The organism is Pseudarthrobacter sp. N5 (assembly GCF_050157035.1).
Lineage (GTDB): Bacteria > Actinomycetota > Actinomycetes > Actinomycetales > Micrococcaceae > Arthrobacter.
Map to the genome: position 1 here is coordinate 157,646 of NZ_CP189593.1, position 23,361 is coordinate 181,006.

General features: G+C 64.9%; 26 protein-coding genes. 15 read left to right on the forward strand and 11 right to left on the reverse strand.

Going from position 1 to position 23,361, the window contains the following annotated elements:
* Positions 1-2 precede the first annotated feature (2 nt).
* Positions 3-353 (forward strand): CU044_2847 family protein, encoded by a 351-nt coding sequence (locus ACQCST_RS00770; protein ID WP_426997487.1) that lies wholly within the window; start codon positions 3-5, stop codon positions 351-353.
* Here the strand turns inward: ACQCST_RS00770 and ACQCST_RS00775 are convergent.
* Entirely contained in the window at positions 350-700 is a 351-nt protein-coding gene (locus ACQCST_RS00775) for an ArsR/SmtB family transcription factor (protein WP_426997488.1), read from the reverse strand. The genes ACQCST_RS00770 and ACQCST_RS00775 overlap by 4 nt on opposite strands.
* Positions 701-803: 103 nt before the next feature.
* On the opposite strand from ACQCST_RS00775, the gene arsB reads away from it, so the two are divergent.
* The 10 genes from arsB (at position 804) to ACQCST_RS00825 (ending at position 8,811) form a co-directional block, all read left to right on the forward strand.
* Positions 804-1,916, forward strand: a complete 1,113-nt coding sequence (gene arsB / locus ACQCST_RS00780) for an ACR3 family arsenite efflux transporter (protein WP_426999040.1) — start codon at positions 804-806, stop codon at positions 1,914-1,916.
* A 9-nt stretch (positions 1,917-1,925) separates the two neighbouring features.
* Positions 1,926-2,348 carry an arsenate reductase ArsC gene (locus tag ACQCST_RS00785; RefSeq protein ID WP_426997489.1) on the forward strand — a complete coding sequence of 141 codons (423 nt, stop codon included), beginning with the start codon at positions 1,926-1,928 and terminating at the stop codon, positions 2,346-2,348.
* A 173-nt stretch (positions 2,349-2,521) separates the two neighbouring features.
* Positions 2,522-3,028, forward strand: coding sequence for a universal stress protein (locus ACQCST_RS00790; RefSeq protein WP_426997490.1), 507 nt, complete (start codon positions 2,522-2,524; stop codon positions 3,026-3,028).
* Positions 3,028-3,558 (forward strand): DinB family protein, encoded by a 531-nt coding sequence (locus ACQCST_RS00795; RefSeq protein WP_426997491.1) that lies wholly within the window; start codon positions 3,028-3,030, stop codon positions 3,556-3,558. Before ACQCST_RS00790 ends, ACQCST_RS00795 begins: the two co-directional genes overlap by 1 nt.
* A 275-nt stretch (positions 3,559-3,833) precedes the next feature.
* Complete coding sequence (locus ACQCST_RS00800) at positions 3,834-5,090, forward strand: MFS transporter (RefSeq protein ID WP_426997492.1); 1,257 nt, start codon at positions 3,834-3,836, stop codon at positions 5,088-5,090.
* Between the two features lie 70 nt (positions 5,091-5,160).
* Positions 5,161-5,475: an ArsR/SmtB family transcription factor gene (locus ACQCST_RS00805; protein ID WP_426999041.1), complete on the forward strand. Its 315-nt coding sequence runs from the start codon at positions 5,161-5,163 to the stop codon at positions 5,473-5,475.
* A 50-nt stretch (positions 5,476-5,525) separates the two neighbouring features.
* Positions 5,526-5,828 carry a hypothetical protein gene (locus tag ACQCST_RS00810; RefSeq protein WP_426997493.1) on the forward strand — a complete coding sequence of 101 codons (303 nt, stop codon included), beginning with the start codon at positions 5,526-5,528 and terminating at the stop codon, positions 5,826-5,828.
* A 51-nt stretch (positions 5,829-5,879) separates the two neighbouring features.
* A complete protein-coding gene (locus ACQCST_RS00815) occupies positions 5,880-6,188 on the forward strand; it encodes a Chromate resistance protein ChrB (RefSeq protein ID WP_426997494.1) in 309 nt (102 codons plus the stop codon).
* Positions 6,185-7,399, forward strand: coding sequence for an MFS transporter (locus ACQCST_RS00820; RefSeq protein ID WP_426997495.1), 1,215 nt, complete (start codon positions 6,185-6,187; stop codon positions 7,397-7,399). Before ACQCST_RS00815 ends, ACQCST_RS00820 begins: the two co-directional genes overlap by 4 nt.
* Positions 7,400-7,569: 170 nt before the next feature.
* Positions 7,570-8,811 carry an NYN domain-containing protein gene (locus tag ACQCST_RS00825; protein WP_426997496.1) on the forward strand — a complete coding sequence of 414 codons (1,242 nt, stop codon included), beginning with the start codon at positions 7,570-7,572 and terminating at the stop codon, positions 8,809-8,811.
* Between the two features lie 9 nt (positions 8,812-8,820).
* On the opposite strand, the gene ACQCST_RS00830 is transcribed toward ACQCST_RS00825, so the two are convergent.
* Together ACQCST_RS00830 and ACQCST_RS00835 are read right to left on the reverse strand one after the other, a co-directional pair.
* Positions 8,821-9,723: a DUF817 domain-containing protein gene (locus tag ACQCST_RS00830; RefSeq protein ID WP_426997497.1), complete on the reverse strand. Its 903-nt coding sequence runs from the start codon at positions 9,721-9,723 to the stop codon at positions 8,821-8,823.
* A 78-nt stretch (positions 9,724-9,801) separates the two neighbouring features.
* On the reverse strand, positions 9,802-10,575 hold the full coding sequence (locus tag ACQCST_RS00835; protein WP_426997498.1) for an oxygenase MpaB family protein: 774 nt from the start codon (positions 10,573-10,575) through the stop codon (positions 9,802-9,804).
* Between the two features lie 221 nt (positions 10,576-10,796).
* On the opposite strand from ACQCST_RS00835, the gene ACQCST_RS00840 reads away from it, so the two are divergent.
* On the forward strand, positions 10,797-11,765 hold the full coding sequence (locus tag ACQCST_RS00840) for an IS481 family transposase (RefSeq protein ID WP_426997499.1): 969 nt from the start codon (positions 10,797-10,799) through the stop codon (positions 11,763-11,765).
* Here the strand turns inward: ACQCST_RS00840 and ACQCST_RS00845 are convergent.
* The 4 genes from ACQCST_RS00845 to ACQCST_RS00860 are packed head-to-tail and all read right to left on the reverse strand — an operon-like array spanning position 11,762 to position 16,806.
* Positions 11,762-13,156 carry a GntP family permease gene (locus tag ACQCST_RS00845; RefSeq protein WP_426997500.1) on the reverse strand — a complete coding sequence of 465 codons (1,395 nt, stop codon included), beginning with the start codon at positions 13,154-13,156 and terminating at the stop codon, positions 11,762-11,764. The two genes, ACQCST_RS00840 and ACQCST_RS00845, sit on opposite strands and share 4 nt — an antisense overlap.
* A gap of 21 nt (positions 13,157-13,177) precedes the next feature.
* Positions 13,178-13,813, reverse strand: a complete 636-nt coding sequence (locus tag ACQCST_RS00850) for a bifunctional 4-hydroxy-2-oxoglutarate aldolase/2-dehydro-3-deoxy-phosphogluconate aldolase (protein ID WP_426997501.1) — start codon at positions 13,811-13,813, stop codon at positions 13,178-13,180.
* Complete coding sequence (locus ACQCST_RS00855; RefSeq protein ID WP_426997502.1) at positions 13,803-15,491, reverse strand: N-acyl-D-amino-acid deacylase family protein; 1,689 nt, start codon at positions 15,489-15,491, stop codon at positions 13,803-13,805. The genes ACQCST_RS00850 and ACQCST_RS00855 overlap by 11 nt, the downstream gene beginning before the upstream one ends.
* Positions 15,492-15,501: 10 nt before the next feature.
* Complete coding sequence (locus ACQCST_RS00860; protein WP_426999042.1) at positions 15,502-16,806, reverse strand: amino acid deaminase; 1,305 nt, start codon at positions 16,804-16,806, stop codon at positions 15,502-15,504.
* Between the two features lie 300 nt (positions 16,807-17,106).
* Here ACQCST_RS00860 and ACQCST_RS00865 point away from each other — a divergent pair, with 300 nt between their 5' ends.
* From ACQCST_RS00865 to ACQCST_RS00875, 3 genes are read left to right on the forward strand one after another with little or no spacing between them, the layout of a single operon-like run.
* A complete protein-coding gene (locus ACQCST_RS00865) occupies positions 17,107-18,165 on the forward strand; it encodes a sugar kinase (RefSeq protein ID WP_426997503.1) in 1,059 nt (352 codons plus the stop codon).
* Positions 18,162-18,923, forward strand: coding sequence for an IclR family transcriptional regulator (locus ACQCST_RS00870; protein ID WP_426997504.1), 762 nt, complete (start codon positions 18,162-18,164; stop codon positions 18,921-18,923). The genes ACQCST_RS00865 and ACQCST_RS00870 overlap by 4 nt, the downstream gene beginning before the upstream one ends.
* A complete protein-coding gene (locus ACQCST_RS00875; RefSeq protein ID WP_426997505.1) occupies positions 18,920-19,324 on the forward strand; it encodes a RidA family protein in 405 nt (134 codons plus the stop codon). Before ACQCST_RS00870 ends, ACQCST_RS00875 begins: the two co-directional genes overlap by 4 nt.
* 284 nt (positions 19,325-19,608) lie before the next feature.
* Here ACQCST_RS00875 and ACQCST_RS00880 read toward each other — a convergent pair whose 3' ends face one another.
* From ACQCST_RS00880 to ACQCST_RS00895, 4 genes are all read right to left on the reverse strand, one after another.
* Positions 19,609-20,196 (reverse strand): adenylate kinase, encoded by a 588-nt coding sequence (locus tag ACQCST_RS00880; protein ID WP_426999043.1) that lies wholly within the window; start codon positions 20,194-20,196, stop codon positions 19,609-19,611.
* Between the two features lie 66 nt (positions 20,197-20,262).
* A complete protein-coding gene (exaC, locus tag ACQCST_RS00885) occupies positions 20,263-21,786 on the reverse strand; it encodes an acetaldehyde dehydrogenase ExaC (protein ID WP_426997506.1) in 1,524 nt (507 codons plus the stop codon).
* A gap of 311 nt (positions 21,787-22,097) precedes the next feature.
* Complete coding sequence (locus ACQCST_RS00890; protein ID WP_426997507.1) at positions 22,098-22,529, reverse strand: rhodanese-like domain-containing protein; 432 nt, start codon at positions 22,527-22,529, stop codon at positions 22,098-22,100.
* Positions 22,526-23,353 carry an IclR family transcriptional regulator gene (locus ACQCST_RS00895; RefSeq protein ID WP_426997508.1) on the reverse strand — a complete coding sequence of 276 codons (828 nt, stop codon included), beginning with the start codon at positions 23,351-23,353 and terminating at the stop codon, positions 22,526-22,528. Before ACQCST_RS00895 ends, ACQCST_RS00890 begins: the two co-directional genes overlap by 4 nt.
* Positions 23,354-23,361 lie beyond the last annotated feature (8 nt).

A 23,361-nucleotide genomic window follows, 5' to 3' on the forward strand; every position in this document is an offset into this window, starting at 1 on the left:
CCTTGTCAACGATCACGACCACATGGCGAGTTCCAACAGACGACGGCGGCACAGTGCTGGTTGAGGTTTCCAGCGCCGCGGGAATCGTTACGCGCGGCACCGACCACTCCGGGGTATTTGCGCGCGCTCAGCAGACGTTTGAGCGGGCCCTGAGCCAGATCCGTCCAGCCGTCCAGGGTGTGATCGACGAACTGTTGAGCATTGGACACAGCCCGGATGACGTCAGCGTGGAGCTCGGCATCGAACTGCACGCGGCGGCCGGAGCGTTCATCGCCACGGCGAACACAACGTCAAATTTCAACGTGAAACAGAAATGGAAGCGGCCGGCGGAAATACCGGAACGGGACAGCTAAAGCCCCGCAACACCCGCCGCCACGGCGTCCAGCGCACCAGGAACCAGGGAGTAATAGGCCCAGGTGCCGCGCTTCTCACGGTTCAACAGGCCAGCGTCCATAAGGATCTTAAGGTGGTGCGAAACCGTAGGCTGACCCAGCTCCAGCGGCTCGGTGAGATCGCAGACGCAGGCTTCGCCGCCGTCGGACGCTTTGACGATGGAGAGCAGCCGCAAACGGTTGGGATCCGCGAGCGCCTTGAACACCTGCGCCTTGCTCTGTGCTTCCTCGACGCCGAGCGCTGGCGTGCCCGCAGGAATGCAGCAGGCATCGACATCGGTGATCTCGAGGGTGTGGACGGCAGTCATGCCTCCATTATGCACATATATTGACATTCATCGATATAGCTGGCGATACTTCTTATATCGATGGCCATCAATCTTGATCCTCGCAGCCAGGAGTACCGTGACAATCCAGATCAACGCACCCGCACCAGAGCGAACTGAAGCCGCACCCGGCCCCGGAAAACTGTCTACGCTTGACCGTTTCCTCCCGGCCTGGATTATCGCGGCCATGGCGGCCGGGCTCTTGCTCGGAAACCTTCTCCCTGGCCTGAACACTGCGCTCGAAGCGATGAAGATCGGCGGGGTCTCGCTGCCGATCGCCATCGGCCTGCTGGTGATGATGTATCCGGTGCTGGCCAAGGTCCGCTACGACCAGGCGCATCGCGTGATCGGCGACCGGAAGCTGCTGATCACGTCCCTGGTGCTGAACTGGGTCCTGGCCCCGGCGTTTATGTTCGCGCTGGCCTGGATCTTCCTCCCTGATCTCCCCGAATACAGGTCAGGACTGATCATCGTGGGCCTGGCCCGCTGCATCGCCATGGTGATGATCTGGAACGACCTGGCGTGCGGCGACCGCGAGGCTGCAGCCGTACTGGTGGCCATCAACTCCGTGTTCCAGGTCATCGCGTTCGGCGCACTGGGTTGGTTCTATCTGCAGCTGCTGCCGTCCTGGCTGGGCCTGCCCACCAGCAGCGCGGACTTCTCCTTCTGGGCCATCACGGCGTCTGTGCTGATTTTCCTGGGCATACCGCTGCTGGCAGGGTTCCTCACCCGCACCCTCGGCGAGCGCGCCAGGGGCCAGGACTGGTACGAGGAGAATTTCCTGCCCAAGCTGGGTCCCTGGGCGCTGTACGGCCTGCTGTTCACCATCACCCTGCTGTTCGCCCTCCAGGGCGGAACCATTGTGGCTAGGCCCCTGGACGTCGCGCAGATCGCGCTTCCGCTGCTGGTCTACTTCGTGGTGGTGTTCGGCGCCGGCATGCTGATCGGCCACAGGCTGGACCTCGGCTACGCCAAAACCACCACACTGGCGTTCACGGCAGCCGGCAACAACTTCGAACTCGCCATCGCCGTGGCGATCGGCACCTTCGGTGTGACGTCCGGGCAGGCGCTGGCCGGCGTCGTCGGGCCCTTGATCGAAGTCCCCGCCCTTATTGCACTTGTCTACGGGGCCCTCTGGGCCCGCAAGCGCTTCTTCGACCCAAGCACCGCATCAGCCACCACCTCCCTCCACAGCTAGGAGTCCGCCATGACCACGGAAACCACCAAGAAGCCCTCCGTCCTGTTCGTCTGCGTCCATAATGCCGGCCGCTCCCAGATGGCCGCCGCCTTCCTCACCACCCTCGCCCAGGGCGACATCGAGGTCCGTTCCGCCGGCTCGCAGCCAGCAGACAAAGTCAACCCGGCGGCTGTCGAGGCCATGGCCGAACTCGGCATCGATATGTCCGCCGAGACCCCCAAGGTGCTCACCACCGAGGCCGTCAAGGAATCGGACGTCGTGATCACCATGGGTTGCGGGGACGAGTGCCCGTTCTTCCCCGGCAAGCGCTACGAGGATTGGGTCCTCGAGGACCCGGCCGGGCAGGGCGTAGAGGCCGTCCGCCCCATCCGCGATGAAATCAAGGCCCGCATCGAGGGCCTCATCGCCTCACTCATCTCCGCAGCCAAGTAGCCTTTTCGAGTCCAACGAGCGCGAGGGGGTGACCCCAATGGATACCGATACCGGTCCCGACTGTTGCACAGGCGGCAGCGATGACTGCACCGACGACGGCTGCTGCTGAGCAGCGCGCCCGCCGCTTGCCGGGTGCCCTTGTTCAACCAGTGCATGCAGGCTGACAATTGACCATGTCTCCAGAACGTTTCAGCGGCCCGCCTCCCCTGCTGGTTGGTGTGCTGCCCGGCCAGCACCCTGAGGTGCTCCGAACGGCGCAGGTGCTGGCCGCGAAGCTCGCAGCTACGCTGCTGTGCGCCTACGTGGATGAGGCCAGCTATCTCGTTGAATGGGATCCGGCGCGGTCCGCGCATCGCCTGTCCCTCCATCCGGACGCGGACGACGCCGAAATCCGCGCTGTGACAGAGGAGCTCAAGGCAATGATCGGCACCTCGCTGAAGGGCGGTTCCGTGGACTGGACGCTGCGAACGCTGGCTGGCGATCCAGCACGGGCGCTGGCCAGGCTCGCGGCAGAGAGTAATGCCTCCATGATTATTGTGGGGACGCCGGAGCGCGGCATGGGCCACCGGGTCTCGGAGGCTCTCAACGGCTCGGTTGCAGCCTGGCTGAGCCACCATCAGGACCACCCCGTGCTGGTGGTTCCTGCCAGAATGCCGGCCCATGGCGAACTGCCGGACTGATGCCCGCCAGCGAACCAGGTCCGGCAGGGTACCGGCGCAACTGCGTTGAGCTGGAGCGGTGGCTGGCCTCCGCTTCACCGGAGGAACTGAGGCGCCGAAGCGGGGGCACCAAGTGGACCAACGAGGAGCTGCTGTTCCACATGGTGTTCGGCTACATGGTGGTGCAGGCGCTTCTCCCGCTGGTACGTCTCTTCGGACGGCTGCCGCCACCGGTCAGCCTTGGATTCTCCTGGCTGCTCAACGCGGGAACTGCACCGTTCGACGTCGTAAATTACTGGGGTTCCAAGGCTGCGGCCCTCGTCTTCAACAGAAAGCGGATGGCCGCCAAGCTATGGCGTGTTACAGCATCCCTGGAACGGCGAATGGAACGGGAGTCAGCAGCCGCCCTCTGCAGACGCATGGCCTTTCCCGTCCGCTGGGATCCATTCTTTAGGCCTTGGATGAGCCTGGCGGACGTGTACGCCTATCCAATCAAACACTTTGATTTCCACGCGCGGCAGCTCAGTTTTGGGCATGAAACCGGCCGTTAGAAAATAAAGCGAAAGTAGTTATTCAGGGTGGTGGCGCATCAGGCTACCCCGAAGTAAGCTGGTCAAGGCAGCTGGATGTAGGATCTGCCCCAAGAACTGCTCCGGAGTGCGTATCCCCCAATAACGCACTCCGGAGCTTTTTAATGTGCCGGAGAGGTCAACTGCCGCGCAGGTGCCCGCCATTAGGGCTACAGATCACAAATTGTGTAACTGCCGGGACCCTTCCGGCTACTATAGGTGCATAAGCACGCACATATGCACCTGAGGAATCCGTCATGCTGTCAGTCCTGCGAAACCGTAGCTATGCCCGGCTTCTGGCCGCCCAACTGGTCGCACTGACGGGCACCGGCCTACTGACCGTATCGCTGGGGTTGCTCGCGTTCGGTCTGGCAGGCCGCAATGCCGGGGCCGTCCTCGGCACCGCCCTGACCATCAAGATGCTGGCCTACGTATGCCTCTCCCCCGTGATCAATGCGCTGGTGGCACGGCTACCTAAAAAACCGGTCCTGATCGGATCCGATCTCGTGCGCGCAGCGATGGCTCTCTGCCTGCCGCTGATCTCGGACATCTGGCAGATCTACGTCGTGATCTTCCTGCTCCAGGCTGCGTCCGCAACCTTCACCCCCGCCTTCCAGTCGCTGATCCCCTCCGTGCTGACCAAGGAGAAGGATTACACCCATGCCCTGTCTCTGTCGCGGCTGGCGTATGACGCGGAAGCCCTGGTCAGCCCCGCCCTGGCCGGGATCCTGCTGACGGCGCTCTCGTATCGCCAGCTGTTTTTGGGTACAGCAGCCGGCTTCCTGGTTTCGGCCGCACTAGTGGCCACCACCTCACTGCCACGTCATGACCCAAAGGCCTACCCGGAATCCCTCTGGCACCGGACCACGTTCGGAGTCAGAATCTTCTGGAAGGACAGGCATCTGAGGTCCCTGCTGGTGCTCAACCTCGTGGTCGCGGCCCCAACGGCCCTGGTCCTTGTCAATTCCGTGGTGTACGTCCAACAGATCACGGGCCGGCCGGAGACCGGGTTGGCACTGACCCTGGCGTGCTACGGCGGGGGTTCAATGACGGTCGCGCTGCTGGCGCCGTGGTTGTTGGCACGCTTTGGCAACGCCAGGGTGATTTTCTCCGGGGCAACCGTGATTCCATTAACACTGGCCGGGGCTGCAGGCATACCGGCGGCGGCCGGGGCTGGTCAGGGATGGCTGCCCCTGCTGGGCCTGTGGCTGGTACTGGGGGCCGGAACGTCAGCAGTCCTCACTCCGTCCTCCAGGCTTCTGCGCGATGCATCGACGGCCGCAAACCGCCCCTACGTCTTCACCGCCCAGTTTTCGCTCTCCCACGCCTGCTACCTGGTCACCTATCCCTTGGCAGGCTGGATGGGAGCCACGGCCGGACTGGGCTGGACCTCGGCCGCGCTGGCAATCCTTGCAACAATAGGTGTGGCAGGAGCATTTCTGTCGTGGCCGCGCTTGACCCGCGCACCGATCCGCCCGGCCCCCAGTGAGGAGCGCTCCAGTGAGCAACCATGAACAAGGCACCGGCACTGGCACCGGCAACGGGCAGACTGCCGGTCCCGCCCAGCCGTCGCTGGTGCATCCGATGTCACCCAGTCCGCGGCATCTTGCTGCCGCCAGCGACACCTTGAGGATGCTGGCAGACCCTACCCGGCTGCATCTGCTGTGGCAGCTTTCCGCCGGACCGTCCACGGTTTCGGAACTGACGACGGCGGCCAGGGCCTCCCGGACGGCGGTCAGTCAGCACCTGGCAAAGCTTCGTCTCGCCGGGCTCGTGGATACCCGGAAAGACGGCAGGAATGTTGTGTACTCGCTCCACGACGGCCATTTGATCCGGCTGATCAGGGAAACCCTCAACCATGCGGACCATGTGTTGACCGGCGAACCACGGCACAGCTGAACGCAGCGAAACCCAGGCCCAGTTCGTCAGCACAGCAAGGAGAATATGACGTGAATTTCGAGCTACGGACAATTCCAGGCTGCCCCAACTCCCCGGCCGCGCATGAGCTTTTTCAACAGGCGCTGGCACTGGAAGGACTGGAGCCGGAGATCGGGACACTTGACGTCACTGACGACGGACAGGCCGTGGCACTGCGGTTCCACGGTTCGCCGTCATTTGTCGCGGACGGCCGGGACCTGTTCCCGTCCGACGGCGAGCCGGCAGTTTCCTGCCGCATATACCGTAACGGCACCCGGCTGAGTGGCCTGCCGGCTCTTGAGGACCTCCGCCGTGCTATCCGCAACAAGGGGTAGGACGGTGCAGAAAGCAGAAGGGTATTTGTAACAAATGTTACATTGGTGGATGTGACTGATACCGCTACAACGTCCTGGCTCTTGATGCTCGTGCAGGTGCCGTCGGAACCCTCGCGGCACCGGGTTGCTGTATGGCGGGAAATGCGCTGCTTCGGTGCCGTCCCGGTCGGCCACGGTGCGTGGACAGCCCCCGACGTCCCGTCCTGGAGGGAAGGGGCCGGCGCTGCGCGTGACCGCTCCAACCGATCCAAGGACGTTTTCGTCACCGAATCCGCGGAGCGGGCCGATCAAGAGCTAAGCGCGTGCGCTGCAGTCCTCGAGGACTTCGCCGGGTATGTCTACCGGGAGCTCCACTCGTGACGGGTCCTGCGCCCACGGCCCGGCCCGCGGATAAGTCACCGTCCACCCGAACCGCGACAGCTCCGCTGTACGCTGCCGGCTTCGTCACGGCCTTCGGGGCGCACAGCATCGCCGCCGGCCTCGGTGCCCACAGCGGAGACATCGGCCTGACCCTGCTCAATCTCGGCATTCTTCTGGCAGTCTACGATCTGGCCGAGGTGCTGCTTAAGCCCGTCTTCGGCTCGCTGAGCGACCGCATCGGCGCCAAGCCGGTGATCATCGGCGGGCTGCTGGCCTTTGCGCTGCTCTCACTCATCGGCTTGTGGGCCGCAAACCCGTTCATGCTGGGCCTTGCCCGGCTCGGTCAAGGTGCCGCAGCATCGGCGTTTTCGCCGGCTTCCTCGGCGATGGTGGCAAGGCTCGGCGCCGGCCGGAAGAGCGGGACCTACTTCGGCCGCTACGGCTCCTGGAAAAGCCTGGGCTATGTCATCGGCCCGCTGGCCGGAGCCGGGCTCATTTTCCTTGGCGGCTTCCCTGCGCTCTTCCTCACCTTGTCCGCCGTGGCGGCAGCCACCGCAGTCTGGGCGGCCATGGCCCTGCCCGGCCTTGAGCCCTTGCCACGCCCGAGATACACGGTGCTGGACCTGGTCAGGCAGGTCACTCACCGCGGCTTCCTGGTGCCCACGCTCGTTCTTGCCGCCGCCACCGGGGCCTTGGGAAGCGCCATCGGTTTCCTGCCGGCGCTGGCGACGCAGCACGGCCTCGATCCTGTGGCCGGCGTTGCGGCCGTCAGTGTCCTCGCCTTCACCTCTGTTCTCACCCAACCGGTGATCGGACGCCTGCGCGACCAGCATCGCGTCACTGATGCCGGAGGCATGACCACCGGCCTGCTCGTGACTGCGGCGGGCCTTGCCGCCGTCGCGCTCCAACCGGGACCCGTAACGGTCTTCCTGGCTGCGGCAGCAATCGGCGCCGGCATAGGAATAGCCACCCCGCTTGGGTTCGCCCACTTGGCGGACACCACGCCGCCGGAGCGGCTCGGCAGGACCATGGGAACAGCAGAGCTGGGGCGCGAACTCGGCGACGCCGGGGGCCCCCTCCTGGTGGGCGGCATCGCCATGCTCGGGGGCCTACCCCTTGGACTGGGGGCGCTGGCATTAGCAGTGGCCGCCGTCAGCGGCCTCCGGCTTCACCGGGCACAGGCCCCCATCCGGGAAATCCCTCCGCAGTAGTCCACTGGTCAGTTAACTGCGATTTGCATGCGCAGGCTAGACGAACTGGTAAATCAGCGCGGCCCTGCCAGCCGCGACCGACGTCGGTCCTCAGCAAGGATGACGGGCCGACGGCTGGCGTGTCGCAGAAAAGCTCCCCAGGTAACCCGGGTTGCTGGCACACTGAGCCAATGAAAGAGCCGCGATCCCCCTCCCGACGGCCCGGCATCCGGGCTGCCATGTTTGTCGACTTCGACAACGTTTTTACCGGCCTGCAGGCTCTCGACCCGTTGGCGGCGAAGCGGTTCGCCGAAGACCCCAAACACTGGGCGGACGCGTTGTCCGCCGCCGGTTCAGGCGAGAGCTCGCGACGCTTCCTGATCCGCAACTGCTACCTGAACCCGGTGGTTTACTCGAAGTACCGGACGTACTGGACCCGTGCGGGTTTTCGAGTGATCGACTGCCCGTCGCTGACGCAACGAGGAAAGAGCAGCACCGACATCAACCTTGTGTTGGACGCGATGGACACACTGTCCGGGAGCGGCGGCATCGACGAGTTCTTCATAGCATCGGCCGACGCTGACTTCACATCACTCATCCAGCGTTTCCGGGCCGCCGACAAGATGACCACCGTCATCGCCGCCGGCGCCGTGGCCTTCGCTTACCGTGAGATGGCGGACAGCGTCGTGGAGTCCCACGATTTCGTGGCGATCCTCAACGGCACCACGGTGGAGCCGATCCACGCGGTGGCGTCTGTTCAGCCGCAGCGGGCAGACGGGGCAGCGAAGGCGAGGTCCAGGGCGAAGACTCTTTCCGCCGCGGTCAAGGAGGTCTGCGACTTCGTCCGGACTGCCCCGGGCCCGGTTGTCGGGGCGATGGTGGCCCACCGGGCACTCACTGCTGATCCCTCCTTGAAGACAGACTGGGGCGGCTGTGGAAAGTTCGGGACCTGGGTGGCCCAGATCGGCCAAGGTGTTGAATACTCGGCTATGCGTGGCGGCTGGGTCTGGGATGCGCAGAGGTTTTCCAGCGACGATCTGCCCAACGAAGCTGATATCGAGTCCGGCATCGAGGAACGGGTCGCCAGGGTAACCGATGTGCCCGCACTCTCCGCACCCCAGTTCCGGCAGCTGTTTCTGGCCATGGCGGCCAGGCTCCGTGAGCAGCCGGTCAACCGCAACGAACTGGCAAAGCTTGTCAGGGATGACTGTGTCACCGCGGGTCAGCCTGTGTCCCGCGGCGCCGTAAACTTTGTCCTTCAAGGGCTGGGGTACGTCAATTTCCAACTCACAGACACAGCAACGGCCGAGGAACTGGCGGCTGCCTGGACCGACGACGTGGAAGAACTCTGCCGGGTGGCGTTGATGGAGTTCGACGACGCCGAGAGGCTGGCTCTGCGGCGCTGGGCCAGTGGCGGATTCGTGGAGGCCTGACGAACATCCCTATGCCCCGTGGATGACATCGGATTGCCGCGAACGGCTTGCTTTCGGGAACATCTCCTCCGGTGGCTCCGGCTTGTAGACCCACGCCACCAGCACCACGGAGATGATCATCAACAGGAACCACGAGACCAGCTTGTCGAGCGGGACCATGTGCCAGCCGTTCAGCTGGCTTGGGTAGAGCCACGCCCCGGACCACGTTGCGATGTTTTCGGCAATCCAGATAAACAGTGCCACCAGCAGGAACGCCACCACCAGCGGCATCCGGAACCGCCTGCGGAACACCCGGAAGTGCATGACGCACCGCCCGTAGATGACCGCGACGGCGGCCAACAGGACCCAGCGAAGGTCGATGATGTAGTGGTGGGTGAAGAAGTTCACGTAGATGGTTGCTGCCACAATTGCCGTCACCCACCGCCGCGGGTACCGGGCGAAGCGCAGGTCGAAGAGCCGGTAGACACGCACCATGTAGGAACCGACTGCCGCATACATGAAGCCACTGAAGAGCGGAACCGCACCGAGGCGGAGGAATCCTTCGGCCTCATAGGACCAGGACCCGACGTCGGTCTTGAACAGTTCCATCACCGTTCCCACGAGGTGGAAGAGGACAATCACCCTGAGCTCCCGGACTGTTTCCAGCCGCGTGCCAACCATCAGGATCTGGATCACGACTGCGGCGAGGGTCAGGAAGTCGTTCCTGGCCAGCCCGGCGTCGTCGGGATACCAGAGGCGCGCCGCCAGGATCACGGCGAGCAGCGCGGCGCCGAATATGCATGCCCAGCCCTGCTTGAGTCCGAAGACCACAAACTCCGTGAGCCTGGACCGGACACCGCCGGCAGGAGCCCGGTCCAGAAACCCGTGCGCACGCTCGTCGATGATTTGCTCTACGGATGTGAATCTCCGCACTGATACCCCGTTCCCCCGCCACGAGTGGCATGGTGATTGCTCTCGCCGGACTTACAGTCCGGCCCTTTGTGGCTGACGCTAGGCTGTCTTCAGCTGGCCGAGGCAGTAGTTTTTGAACGAATGGCGGACCCGCTGCGGCAGCCGTGGATAAACCACCGCGGAGCACTGCATGGTGCGGTCGAACAGGCGGCGATGACGCGCACTCCACGGCAGTCCGAAGCTTTCCCGAAGCTGGTCGGGCAGGAGGCCCGCGGTGAGGAAGCGGGCCAGCGGCATGACCAGGCGCTGCCAAAGCTGCGGGTCCGGCGGATACAGCAGCTCCCGGGCCACGCGGACGCTGACGTCGTCGGCCTGCAGCCTCTGCAGGCAATCGTCCCAGTAGGCCCCGAAAGCCGCACGGTCGGCCGGCCACAGCTCCGGCGGAAGCTGAAGCGCTGTCCCGATTCTCGCGTAGTCGCGATAGATGAGATCCGCTGCCTCGTCGTCCAGCGCACCGTAAATCTTTTCGTAAACAGTGACGGCAGTGTCATACAGGGTTGCCACAACCCACAGCTGCGATTGCGCATCGAAGGCGCTGTATCCCTTGGAACCGGCATCGGGCTTGCGGCGCACCGGGGCATGGGCGCGGTTCACGCTGCGGCGCACCGCTGCCAGCTGGACCTCGGTTCCGTACACCACGGCGTACACATAGGTCATGGTGGCGCGGAGCCGGTCCAGCGGACGCTCGGCGAAGTTGCTGTGCTCGGCCACGCCGTGACCCACGGCGGGGTTCGCGATCTGCAGCAGAATTGCCCGCCCTGCCCCAGCGATCAGAACGCTCTCTGCTCCCATACCTGCAAGGTCACGCACCATGTCCACAATCTACCGGAATGGCCCAAGAACGTCCGGCGGCGGCGTCCCCCACCGGCGGCGTCGCTCACCGGCGGTGGGGGACGATACCCTAACCAAGCTGCGGCAACGTCTAGATGTATTGACCACGGACGTTAGGAACGCTCGGCGTGGTTAGGTGACAAAAAGAAGACCTCCGGGTGGAGTGGGGCTTGTCGAGAGTCCGATCCACAAGGAGGTCTTCAATGTCCCATGCTAATGCGCTCCTCACGCCTAAGGGCAGGCTCCGGCTGGCCCAGTGCGTCGTGGAGGACGGGTGGCCGCTGCGGCGGGCGGCTGAGCGGTTCCAGGTCTCGGTGACGACCGCGGCGCGGTGGGCTGGCCGCTACCGGGAGCGCGGCGAGCACGGGATGGAGGACCGGTCGAGCCGGCCCGTCAGCTCCCCGGGCCGGACGTCCGTGCGGCGGGAGCGGCGGATCGTCGCGCTCAGAGTGAACCGCCGGTGGGGCCCTGCCCGGATCGGTTACCTGCTGGGTATCCACCCCTCCACGGTGCACCGGGTCCTCTCCAGGTTCGGACTGGCAAGGCTGTCGTGGCTGGACCGGGCCACGGGGAGGGTAATCCGCCGCTACGAGCACCAGAACCCCGGAGACCTTGTCCACGTGGACATCAAGAAACTCGGACGTATCCCGGACGGCGGCGGACACCGCACGGTGGGCAGGGCATCCGGCAACCGGAACAAGACCGGCACGGCGGCGAACCGGAGACCGGGCTACGCCTTCCTGCACAACGCGGTCGATGATCATTCCCGGCTGGCCTACACCGAGATCCTCGCCGATGAGAAAAAGGACACCGCGGCCGGGTTCTGGGAACGCGCCAACGCCTACTTCGAATCCTGCGGAATCGTGGTCAAACGGGTCCTGACGGACAACGGCTCCTGCTACCGCTCCTACGCATTCAAAGACGCCCTGGGCCCGGCTATCAAGCACAAGCGCACCCGGCCCTACAGGCCCCAGACCAACGGCAAAGTCGAGCGCTACAACCGCACCATGCTCGATGAGTGGGCTTACGCAAAACCCTATGGATCAGAGGCCGAGCGTGTTGATTCTTTCGCCGACTGGCTCCATCACTACAATCATCACCGAGGCCACACCTCACTCAAAGGTCAGCCACCGGTCACCCGCGTCACTAACCTCTCAGGTCAATACATCTAGACGAACTGGTAGACCAGCGCCGCCATGCCGAAGCCGACCACAGACAGCACGGTTTCCAGGACGGTCCAGGTTTTCAGCGTGTCCTTGACGGACATGTTGAAGTACTTGGAGATGATCCAGAAGCCGCCGTCGTTCACGTGGCTGGCAATGATGGAGCCGGACGAGATGGCCATGACGATAAGGGCAAGCTGTGGCTGTGAGTAGGCTCCGGCGGTCAGGGTCGGCGCCAGGATGCCGCCGGTGGTGACAATTGCCACCGTGGCGGACCCCTGCGCGATTCGCATACCGGCGCTGATCACAAATGCGGAGACGATGATTGGCAGTCCGGCCTGTGACAGCGATCCCGCCACCGCGGTGCCCACGCCGGTGGCGGAAAGCACGGCGCCGAAGAACGCACCGGCGCCGACAACCAGCAGGATCATGCCTACAGGGCGCAACGATGATGAGGTGATCTCGCTCAATTCGGCGGAACTCATGCCGCGGCGTGTACCCAGCAGCCACATGGCCAGCAACACGGCTACCGTCAGGGCGATCGCGGGGTTGCCAAAGAACTGCAGGGTGGACTTGATGGGGCCCTCCGGCGCGAAGATGTTGCCGAAGGTGCCGCCGAGGATCAGGATCATGGGCATGCCGATGGCCAGCAGCACCAGGCCGATGGACGGTTCGCCTATCCGCTTGGCTTCCTCGGATTCTTCGATGATCCGGTCCTCGGGAACGTTGATCATCACGCGCTTGCCGATCCACGTTCCCCAGAGGATGCCGGAGGCGAACCAGGCCGGAATACCGCAGATCAGGCCCATCACTATGATCCAGCCCAGATCGACGTGAAACAGGCCGGCCGCAGCCACAGGTCCCGGATGCGGGGGCAGGAAAGCGTGCGTCACGGACAGGCCCGCCAGCAGCGGCAGTGCGTACAGTGCCAGGGACTTCCCGCCGCGGATCGCTGCCACGTAGACCAGGGGTGCCAGCACAAAGATGCCGATGTCGAAGAACACCGGGATACCGAGCACAAATCCGGTAATGCCCATGGCCAGCGGCGTGCCTTTTTCACCGAAGATCTTCACCAGGCGGCCCAGCAGCACCTCGGCGCCGCCGGACCGTTCAAGGATGGCACCCAGCACCGTTCCAAGGCCGATGATCACCGTGATGTGGCCCAGGATTCCGGCGAACCCCTTTTCAATCAGGGCGTCGCTGCTCTTGGTGGCGGAACCCACCAGGGCCTCCACGGAGACCCCGCCCACCAGTGCCACGATCACGCCGGTGCCCACCAGGGCGATAAAGGGCTCCAGTTTGACCTTGATGATCAGGAACAGCAGGAGGGCAATGCCCACTCCTGCCAGGAGGAGCAGGCCGGCGGTGTCATGCCGCAGCCAGTTCAGAAACTCGTTCATGGGGGTTCTTTCTAGGAAGGATCAGTTAAGGATGCCGGTGAAGGCGGCGGCCCGGGCCGAAATATCGGCCCAATCGCCGGCTGCCACGGCTGCCGGGGGAACAACGCTGGTTCCGCAGCAGACGGCCACAGCGCCGGCGTCGAGATAGCTCTTGGCGTTGGCGGCATCGATGCCGCCGGAGGGAAGAAGCCTGATTCCGGGGTAAGGACCCTGGAGGTCCTTGATGTAGGCCGGTCCGAGCTGCCTGGCGGGGAAGATCTTGACCACTTGGGACCCCAGATCAAGCGCCTGCGCCACCTCGGTGGGGGTCATGGCGCCGAGGCTGAACGGAATCCCCGCCGCCGTGGCAACCGCCGCGACATCCGGCCGCAGGCCGGGAGTCACCAGGAACTGCGCGCCGGCGTCGATTGCCGCGCGGGCCTGATCGCCGGTCAGCACTGTTCCGATTCCGACGGCCGCACCGTGCTGTGCGGCGGTCTCCGCCGCCCGCTTGACGTGCCGGAGCACGTCCGGGGTGGTGAAGGTCAGTTCAACGGTGCGGATGCCGCCGCCGGCCAGCGCCCGGCAGAGCTCGGCGGCGTCCGGGATGGCGGGGGCCCGGACCACCGCAAGGGTGCGGTCGGCCTCGAGCTGCTTGATGAATTCTTCAGGAGTCATGGGTTTCGGTGCTTCCTTCCTGGGTGCGTCCGTCACGTTGGCGGCGGAGGGCGCGGCCTGAGCGGGCGCCGGTGGGCTGCCCGCCGTCGATCGCTGGGGTGCCGTTGACGAACACAAAGTGGATGCCGGCGGATGCCTGGCGGGGGTTGGCAAAAGTGGCTTCGTCGCGGACGGTGTCCGGGTCAAACAGCACGAGGTCTGCTGCGTAGCCTTCGCGGACAAGTCCGCGCCGGTGCAGCTTCAGTCGGGCTGCAGGGCGGCCGGTGAGATGGTGGACGGTTTCCTCGAGCGTGAGCAGTCCCAGGTCCCGGCAGTAGTGACCCAGGTAGCGGGTGAAGGTTCCCCACGAGCGGGGGTGCGGCTTGGCGCCCACCAGGATTCCATCGCTGCCGCCGGTATGGCTGCGGTGCATCATGATGGTCTGCACGTTTTCCTCGTGGCCAACGTGCTGCAGGATGCCGGTGCCCAGCCTGTCTTCGCGGAGAATATCCACGAAGACATCGAAGGGCGCCGCGCCGGATCCAGCCGCTATGCCGGCGATGGTTTTGCCCACATGACCAGCGAGTGCGGGGTTCTGCACTCCGCTGATTTCCAGGGTCTCCCACTCCGCCACCACGCCGTGGCAGCCGTCCGAGCCGTAGATTTCCACACTTTCCCGGATCCGCTCCACGGTGCCGGCGTCACCGAGCCGCTCCAGCGTGGCCTCGGTTCCGCCGGAGGAGGCCCAGCTGGGCAGGATTGCCGAGAGTGTGGTGGCGCCGGGCAGGTAGGGGTAGGTGTCCAGGGTGATGTCCACGCCGCCGTCGAGGGCTTCGTCAATGAGGTCCAACAGCTCGCCTGCCCGGCCCTTGTTCTCGGCGAAGTTCATGGTGGCGTGGGAGAGGTGCAGGGCGCAGCCCGTGCTGCGGCTCAGGCCGATCATCTCCGCGTAGGCCGCCAGCGCGCCCTTTCCGTAGGAGCGGTGGTGCGGCGCGTAGAAGCCGCCCAGCTCCCCTACGGTCCGGCAGAGTTCCGCCAGTTCCTCGGTGCTGGCGTACATTCCCGGGGTGTAGGTCAGGCCGGAGGACATTCCGACGGCGCCTTCCTCCATGGAGGTCCGGATGATCGCCTGCATCTGCTCCAGCTGCTCCGGGGTGGCGACTCCTTCCGTGAAGCCCATCACCATGGCGCGGACGGTGCCCTGCGGAACCAGGTAGGCGGCGTTGGTGGCGATCCGGCCGCCGTCGCCCTCTGCCGTTTGATCCTGGCAGTCCGGATCAACGCGGTCCAGCCGGTCCAGGTACTCGCCCACGGTCCGCCAGGAGAAGTCGAAGTCCTCGGGGTTGTCGTTCCAACCGGCGATTTTCTGCCGGATACCGGCCAGCGTGGCGTCATCCACCGGTGCGTAGGAGAGGCCGTCCTGGCCCAGCAGTTCGGTGGTGACCCCCTGGCTGACCTTGGCGTAGTGGTCCGGATTGATCAGCAGCTGCAGGTCCGAGTGCGCGTGCATGTCGATGAAGCCGGGGCTGAGGACCAGTCCGGTGGCATCGATGGTCCGGTCCGCGCCGGTGCTCTCCGACGTCAGGGATCCGGCCGGCGCCAGTTTCGCAATCAGTGTGCCGTCCAGCAGAACGTCTGCCGCACGGCGGGGCGAACCGGTGCCGTCCACCAGGATGGCGTTGCTGATGAGTGTTTTCATCCGGGTGCTCCTAGAAAAAGGTGTGGATGAGGTCCACCACGGTCTGGTCCTGGTCCGAGTCGGCCAGCACCGGAATCAGGGTCCATTTGTCGAAGGCCGTGCACGGGTGGGAGAGTCCCAACCGCACAACGTCCCCAGGGCGCACGGCGGTGGTGCCGGCGTCGAAGGTCATAAAGCAGTGCTGGTCATTGACGGCAGTGATGCTGGCTCCCTTGAGCGGCTGCATGGGACCGCCCAGTGCGGGTCCGATCAGCTGGGGCTGCGGCAGGCCTTCGTCCACCGGAAGGTCACGCTTGCCGGCGTCGAGAATGGCCAGCCCGGGTTCGGGTTGGGACACCACGCGTGCCCAGCCGTGCATACCGGCGGCAAACGGCTCGCTTCCGTCACGCGAGAATGGCGAGATCCCGCGGTAGAAACCGTCGTCGTGTATGACGTAGGCGCCGCTCCGGATCATCAGCTCAACGCCTCGACCCGCAGGGCCGCCAGCAGTGCCGGCGGAGATGCACGGTGACAGTACGTCGACGACGTCGTCGAAGTAGGCGCTTCCTCCGGCGGTCAGAATAATATCGGCGTCAGCGCCGTACAGTCCCCCAGCCAGCACCTTCTCATGGAGCTGCTTCATCTCCCCCAGGTAGCCGCGCACGGTGGCCAAGCTGTCAGGATCCGCGGTATGTGCCAGCGAGCCTTCGTAGCCGCTCACGCCCACCAGCCTCAGGGAGCTGGACGCGGAGACGGCCCGGGCAACGTCCATGGCAGCGTCAATTCCGCGTGCGCCGGTACGTCCGCCGGTGCCGCCGAGTTCCACCAGGACATCGAGCACGGCGCTGCTTCCGGCGGCCTCGAGGGTCCGTTCAATGACCTCCACCGTGACCGTCGAATCCACCCAGGACAGGATGGGCTCCTCAGCGGTGGCTACGCCGGCCACCCATTCGATGGCGTGCGGATCGGTGAGGCTGTTGGCCAGCTGGAGCCGGCGTACACCGAATTCCCGGGCCACGCGGAGCTGGGCGAAGTTGGCCACGGTGATTCCCCAGGCCCCGCGCTTCAGCTGTTGGGCCCACAGCTGGGGAGCCATGGTGGTCTTGCCGTGCGGCGCGAGCAACACCCCGTGGTGGTCACACCAGGCGGCCAGCCGTTCCACGTTGTTGCGCATCGCCTTGGCATCAAGGGTGAGGAGCGGGGTCTGGAGCTCGCCCAGCCGGTGTCCGGCCGTGATGAAGTCCCCTGCCGCCAGCCCGGCTGCTGCGGCGGGCACTGCCTTATGCCGCCAATCAAGGCGGATGCTGTTCAGCGCCGCCACGGTTTCCGCCGCGATGGGCGCGGCACCAGGGGCGGCACCAGGGGCGGTTGGACGTGCGGCAGCGGAGGCAGCGCCGGCACCATTGCCGGAAGTGGAGGTATTCACAGAGTTGGGTCCCTTCAGGGGAGCATGATTTATCTAGCGTTGCGTATTTTGCAACGCGTGTTGCAAATCTGTTAGTGATATGTCTAACATGGTGCCGGACAGGGAGTCAAGGCCGGGCATACCCGGAAGGTTCCCATTCCGCCGTCGGACAGGATGCTCCGCGGCTTGCTGAGTGCCGCTGCAAAGCGCAAGAGGGAGTGCAGGAGTTACATGCTTTCAGCCGTATGTATTGGCGAGACGATGGCCATGCTCACCCCTGACCAGCCCGTGCCGTTGCACCAGGCCGCTTCGCTGCACTTCGGCGTGGGCGGGGCGGAATCCAATGTGGCCATGGGGTTCGCCGCCATGGGGCTGGAGTCCCACTGGGTGGGCCGGATCGGGCGCGATGGTTTTGGTACGCGCATCCTGAACGAGCTCCGTGATCACGGCGTGGGTGTTTCCGGAGTGGAAATAGACCCCGAGCTGCCTACCGGGTTGTACGTCAAAGTACCGGCACAGGTGCCGGCACTGGTACAGGCGCAGGAGCCGGAGGCCGACGGCGGCAGTTCAGTTCTGTACTACCGCCAGGGTTCCGCTGCCTCGGCCATGGGTCCCGGCCTGCTGGAGAACCCGGCTGTCGCCGGACTCCTGGAGAACGCCCGACTTATCCACCTGAGCGGCATCACCGCTGCGCTTTCGGCCGACTGCCGCGCCCTCATCGAAGCCATCCTGCAAGCACCCCGGCATGGCCGCATCATCAGCTTCGACGTCAACTGGCGCGCCGCCCTCTGGGTGGGCCAGGACCGCTCGGCGCTGCGTCACCTGGCAAACCTCGCTGACGTGGTGCTGGTGGGCAAGGACGAAGCGGAGCATGCCTTCGGCACTTCGGACGAGGTAGAGTTGCGCCGCCTGCTCCCGGATCCGCAGGTGCTGGTCATCAAAAATGAAGCCATCAGCGCCATAGCGCTCAGCCACGACGGCGGCCGCGAGGAAGTGCCCGCGTTGTCCGTGGAGGTGCTGGAACCCGTGGGTGCCGGCGACTCCTTCGCGGCGGGTTATCTGAGTGGCATTTTGTCCGGACTCAATCAGAAAGCAAGTCTCAGAAGGGGCCACGTCAGCGCCGCCTGCACGCTCACCGTCCAGGGCGACCGCGGCCCGCTTCCCGAGGCTAGCCTGATGTCCGCCATCCTGGAATGCAGCGATGCTCACTGGGCGGAAACCCGTGTCGCAGCCGGACAATTCAGTTCGCCCGCACTGGAATCAACCCTGAACGGAAAGGTGGCACCATGAGCCAGAGCCTGATGCGGGCCATCGACCTGCTGGCCGAGCTCGCCGCCCAGCCAGCCACGCTGGACGAACTCGCTTCCAAAGCCTCCGTCCACAAGACAACCGTGATGCGCCTCCTGCACGCCATGGAGGAGAAGCGGTTTGTGGTCCGGGACGAGCAGCAGCGGTTCCGGTTGGGCTCGAAGTTCTTCGAACTCTCCTCGCTGGCATTGGAACAAAGAGACATACGTGCTGTGGCCCGCCCCCACTTGGCCGAGCTCAATGCCAGCACCGGACATACCATTCACCTTGCCGCCTTCGAAGGCAATGAAGTGGTGTACATCGACAAGTTCGAATCCCACCACCCGGTCCGCATGTACTCGCGGATCGGGCTCACAGCGGCCCTGCACTCGGCCGCCGTCGCCAAAGTGCTGCTCGCCGATATGCCGCGCAGCCGGCAGGAGCGGATCGCCGCCGGACTGGACTACGTCAAGGTCACCGACAACACCCTGACCTCGCCCGAGGCCCTGCTCGCCGAACTGGAGCAGGTCAAGCTGCAGGGCTGGGCGCAGGACAACGCCGAGCATGAGGCCTTTGTGCACTGCATCGCGGCACCCATCCGGGATGCCAGCGGTGCAGTGGTAGCTGCCGCCTCATGTTCGGTGCCGGTGGTAATGCTCAACTATGAAGGACTGCTGGGCCTGCTTCCCGGCCTCAAAGCCAGCACCGATGCCATCTCGCACGACCTCGGCTGGATCAACCACGAAAGGACCACCTCATGAGTGACAAGACAGTAGTACTGACGGAGAATGCGCCCGCCCCGGCGCACGTTTTCTCGCAGGGCATCCAGAAGGGCGGACTCTTCCAGGTGTCCGGGCAGGGCCCCATGGACCCCGCCACCAACCAGTACATCGGCGAAGGCGACGTCCGCGTCCAGACCCGCCGCACCCTGGAAAACGTCAAGGCCATCCTTGAAGCCGGCGGCTCCTCCGTGGAGGACGTGCTGATGTTCCGCGTCTACCTCACCACCCGTGACGACTTCCCGGCCATGAACGACGTCTACGGCGAGTTCATCCGCGAGAACGTCCCCAGCGGTGCCCTCCCCAGCCGCACCACGGTCTTCGTTGACCTCCCGCACGAAGTGATGTTGGTGGAGATTGACGCCCTCGCGGTGACCGCGTAATTCTTCTCTGAATTAATTTACGACGGCGGCAATAGGTTAGCGCGTCGACGGCGGCAGTTCCCGGGCGGCCGGCGGACGGGCGGTTACCAGCCTGCCTGCCGGGCCGTCCCGGTGCCGTCGGACCATCCCGCAGCGCGGCGTTAGAGCCCGTCGTCAAAACGCCAGTGATCCCGCCAGCGCCAGCCGCTTGGTTCGCTCAGGGTGACCATGGCCTCAAGCAACTGCGGTGAGAGAACGACGGCGGGAGGACCCGCCGCCGTCCTCTAGCCTTTTGCGACCTGGGACTAGCGGCCGCTGACGACGGAGACCCTGCTCGGGTTTTCGATGGCGCGCATCACCCTGTCGGTCACTTCGTCGATCCCGCCGATGCCGTCAACCTTGGTCAGGATGCCCCGCCCGGCATACTTCGCCACCACGGCTTCGGTCTGCCCGTGGTACAGGTCCAGCCGGTGACGGATCACGGCCTCGGTGTCGTCGCTCCGGGAGGTCTCCTTGGCACGGCCCAACAGGCGGATGACCAGTTCCTCGTCGTCCGCGGTCAGCTGCAGGACGACGTCCAGCTTCTGCTCACCCTTGGCGAGGATCGAGTCAAGGTAGTCCACCTGTGCCGTGGTGCGGGGGTAGCCGTCAAGCAGGAAGCCGCCGTCGACGTCGTCCTCTCTAAGGCGGTCCCGGACCATCTTGTTGGTGACGCTGTCCGGGACGAAATCCCCGTTGTCCATGTACGTCTTGGCTTCGACCCCGAGCGGCGTCTCACCCCTGACGTTGGCGCGGAAGATATCGCCGGTGGAGATCGCAACAACGCCGAGGCGTTCCGAAATCCGTTCCGCCTGCGTTCCCTTGCCTGAACCAGGCGGGCCGATAATCAGCATTCTCGTCATTCACATAACCCTTCGTTGTGCCGCTGTTGACAGCTTGCGTTGGTACTCAAGCAGGCTCTAGAAGAAGCCGAGCTTGTTTTCGGAGTGGCTGACCAGGAGGTTTTTGGTCTGCTGGTAGTGGTCCAGCATCATGGAGTGGTTTTCGCGTCCGATGCCGGAGGACTTGTACCCGCCGAACGCGGCGCCGGCCGGGTAGGCGTGGTAGTTGTTGATCCAGACGCGGCCGGCCTGGATCTCGCGGCCGGCGCGGTAGGCGACGTTGCCGTTGCGGGACCAGACGCCGGCGCCGAGGCCGTAGAGGGTGTCGTTGGCGATGCTGATGGCGTCGTTGTAGTCGGTGAAGCGGGCCACGGAGACCACGGGGCCGAAGATTTCCTCCTGGAAGATCCGCATCTTGTTGTTGCCTTCGAAAATGGTGGGCTGGACGTAGTAACCGCCGGCCAGGTCTCCGTCGAGCTCCGTCTGTGCACCGCCGGCGAGGATCTTGGCGCCCTCTTGGAGCCCGATGTCGATGTAGGAGAGGATCTTCTCCATCTGGCCTATCGACGCCTGGGCGCCGATCTGGGTTTCGGTGTCCAGCGGGTTGCCCTGGATGATCTTCTGGGTCCGGGCCACGGCGTCGGCCATGAAGGAATCATAGAAAGAGTCCTGGACGAGGGCGCGGGACGGGCTGCTGCAGACCTCGCCCTGGTTGAAGGCATAAAGGGTGAACCCTTCCAGCGCCTTGTCGTAGAACGCGTCGTTGGCGTCGGCCACATCGTTGAAGAAGATGTTAGGGCTCTTGCCGCCGAGCTCCAGCGTGACCGGGATCAGGTTTGCGCTGGCGTACTGGCTGATCAGCCGGCCGGTGGAGGTTTCGCCGGTGAAGGCGATCTTGCGGATCCGCGGGCTGGAGGCCAGGGGCTTGCCCACCTCGGAGCCGAACCCGTTGACGATGTTCAGCAGGCCCGCGGGCAGCAGGTCCGCGATGAGTTCGGCCAGGACCAGGATCGAGGCCGGCGTGTTGGACGCGGGCTTGAGGACCACTGCGTTACCGGCGGCCAGGGCCGGAGCCATTTTCCAGACGGCCATCAGGATGGGGAAGTTCCACGGAATGATCTGGCCCACGACGCCGAGGGGCTCGTGGAAGTGGTAGGCCGTGGTGTCGTCGTCGAGCTGGGACAGCCGGCCTTCCTGGGCGCGGATGGCCGACGCGAAGTAGCGGAAGTGGTCCGCCGCCAGCGGGATGTCGGCGTTGAGGGTTTCACGGATGGGCTTGCCGTTGTCCCAGGTCTCGGCCACGGCAAGCAGCTCGAGGTTCGCATCGATGCGGTCGGCGATCTTGTTCAGCACCGCAGCGCGCTCGGTGGCAGAGGCCTTGCCCCAGGCCGGTGCTGCCTTGTGGGCGGCATCCAAGGCCAGCTCAACATCCGCCGCGGCGCCGCGGGCCACCTCGGTGAATTGTTTGCCGTTCACGGGGGAGACATTCTCGATGTATTGGCCGGTAGTGGGGGCTACCCACTCGCCGCCGATCCAGTTCTCATAACGGTCCTTGAACTGGACCTTGGATCCTTCGTGGCCGGGCTGTACATAAACAGTCATCGTTTTACTCCTCTGGAAAACAGACGTCTTCGTCCTGGCTCCCATGCTAGGGATTCAGAGGTTGCAGCCAGGCTGCAACGGCGCCTGACAGCAGAGGACGACGGCGGGAGGTCCCGCCGTCGTCCTCTGCGTTTGAGTTGTATTTGGTCAGTGATTATCCGGCGGGCGGTCAGGTGCGGGCGTGCTCGGCGAGGATGGCATCGATCTGGCCGACCGCCCGCTTCATGCCAGCACCATGGCAGCGGCAGCCAGGACTAAGCCCCGGTCCTGTCACCCGCCGGACCGCTGGCTGTGAAATCACGACGGCGGCCTCAGTCCCGCGGGTGCGGCTCCTGGCCGGCGGGCCCGTGGGCGGTGACCAGCCTGTCGGCCTCACCGGTGCTGACGCCGTCTGCGGTTTCCACCGGAAGCCCGTTCCTGGCCCAGTACTCGATGCCCCCGATCATCTCCCGCACCGGATAGCCGAGCTCGGCGAACGCAAGCGCCGCGAACGTACTGCCGTTACAGCCGGGCCCCCACGAATAGACCACCACGCGGCTGCCCGCCGGAATCAGTTCCGGGGCCCGCACCGGGATTTCCGCCGTCGGCAGGTGAATGGCGCCCGGGACGTGGCCGTGGTCCCAGGACGCCCGCCGTCGGGTATCAACGAGCACAAAGCCGCCGCCGGATAGGGCGCCGGCAACGTCCATCACGTCGATCTCGAACTGAAGCTTGGCGCGGAAGTAATCGGAAGCGGCGTTCATGCTGAGGCCAGGCCGAGTTCGGCCAGTCTGGCGGTGGCGCGCCGTGACCCGAGTTTGGATGAAATCCGCAGGCTGGTTTCAGCAGCCATGGGCCCCACTTCGCGGACGCGTTTGGCTGTCATCCTGGAAGACAGGGACGAGACACTGACGGCGGCCACCACATGGTCATCGTTTCCGAAGATCGGCGCCGCCACACAGCGGACCTCCGGCTCGTTTTCGCGGTCGTCGATTGAATAGCCACGACGGCGGATGGCCGCGAACTCCGCGCGCAGCAGATCAGGATCCGTGATGGTCCTGTCAGTCAGGGGCAGGAGATCGCCTGCCAGAACAGAGGACACCACTTCTTCGTTGCTGTAGGCCAGCATGGCCTTGCCCACGGCAGTGCAGTACGCCGGCATGGTGGCTCCCACCCGGGATGCCATCCTGACGGTGGCCTCGTCCTCCACCTTGTCCAGATAGACCACGTCCTGACCGGACAGGACCACCAGGTGGCAGGTGCTTGCAGTGGAACGCATCAGGGTTCTGAGCTCGGAATTGGCCACTGTGCGCACGTCCAGGCCATCCAGATAGGACTGGCCAAGCCTCAGGCAGCCATGGCCCAGCCTGAACCTGCCGGTTTCGTGGTCGCGCTCCAGCAGGCTTTCCTCCAGCAACGGCGCAGCCAGCCGCAGCAGAGTGCTCTTGTTCAGCCCGGACACTCGGGTGAGCTCGCCCAGGGAAAGGCCCTCTGCGCTGCCGGGCTGCTCGGATACAACAGCCAGCAGGGCAAGCGCTTTTCGGAGCGAGGCCGATGAATTCCGTGAATCGGCGCCTTCAGTATTCACAATGTTCC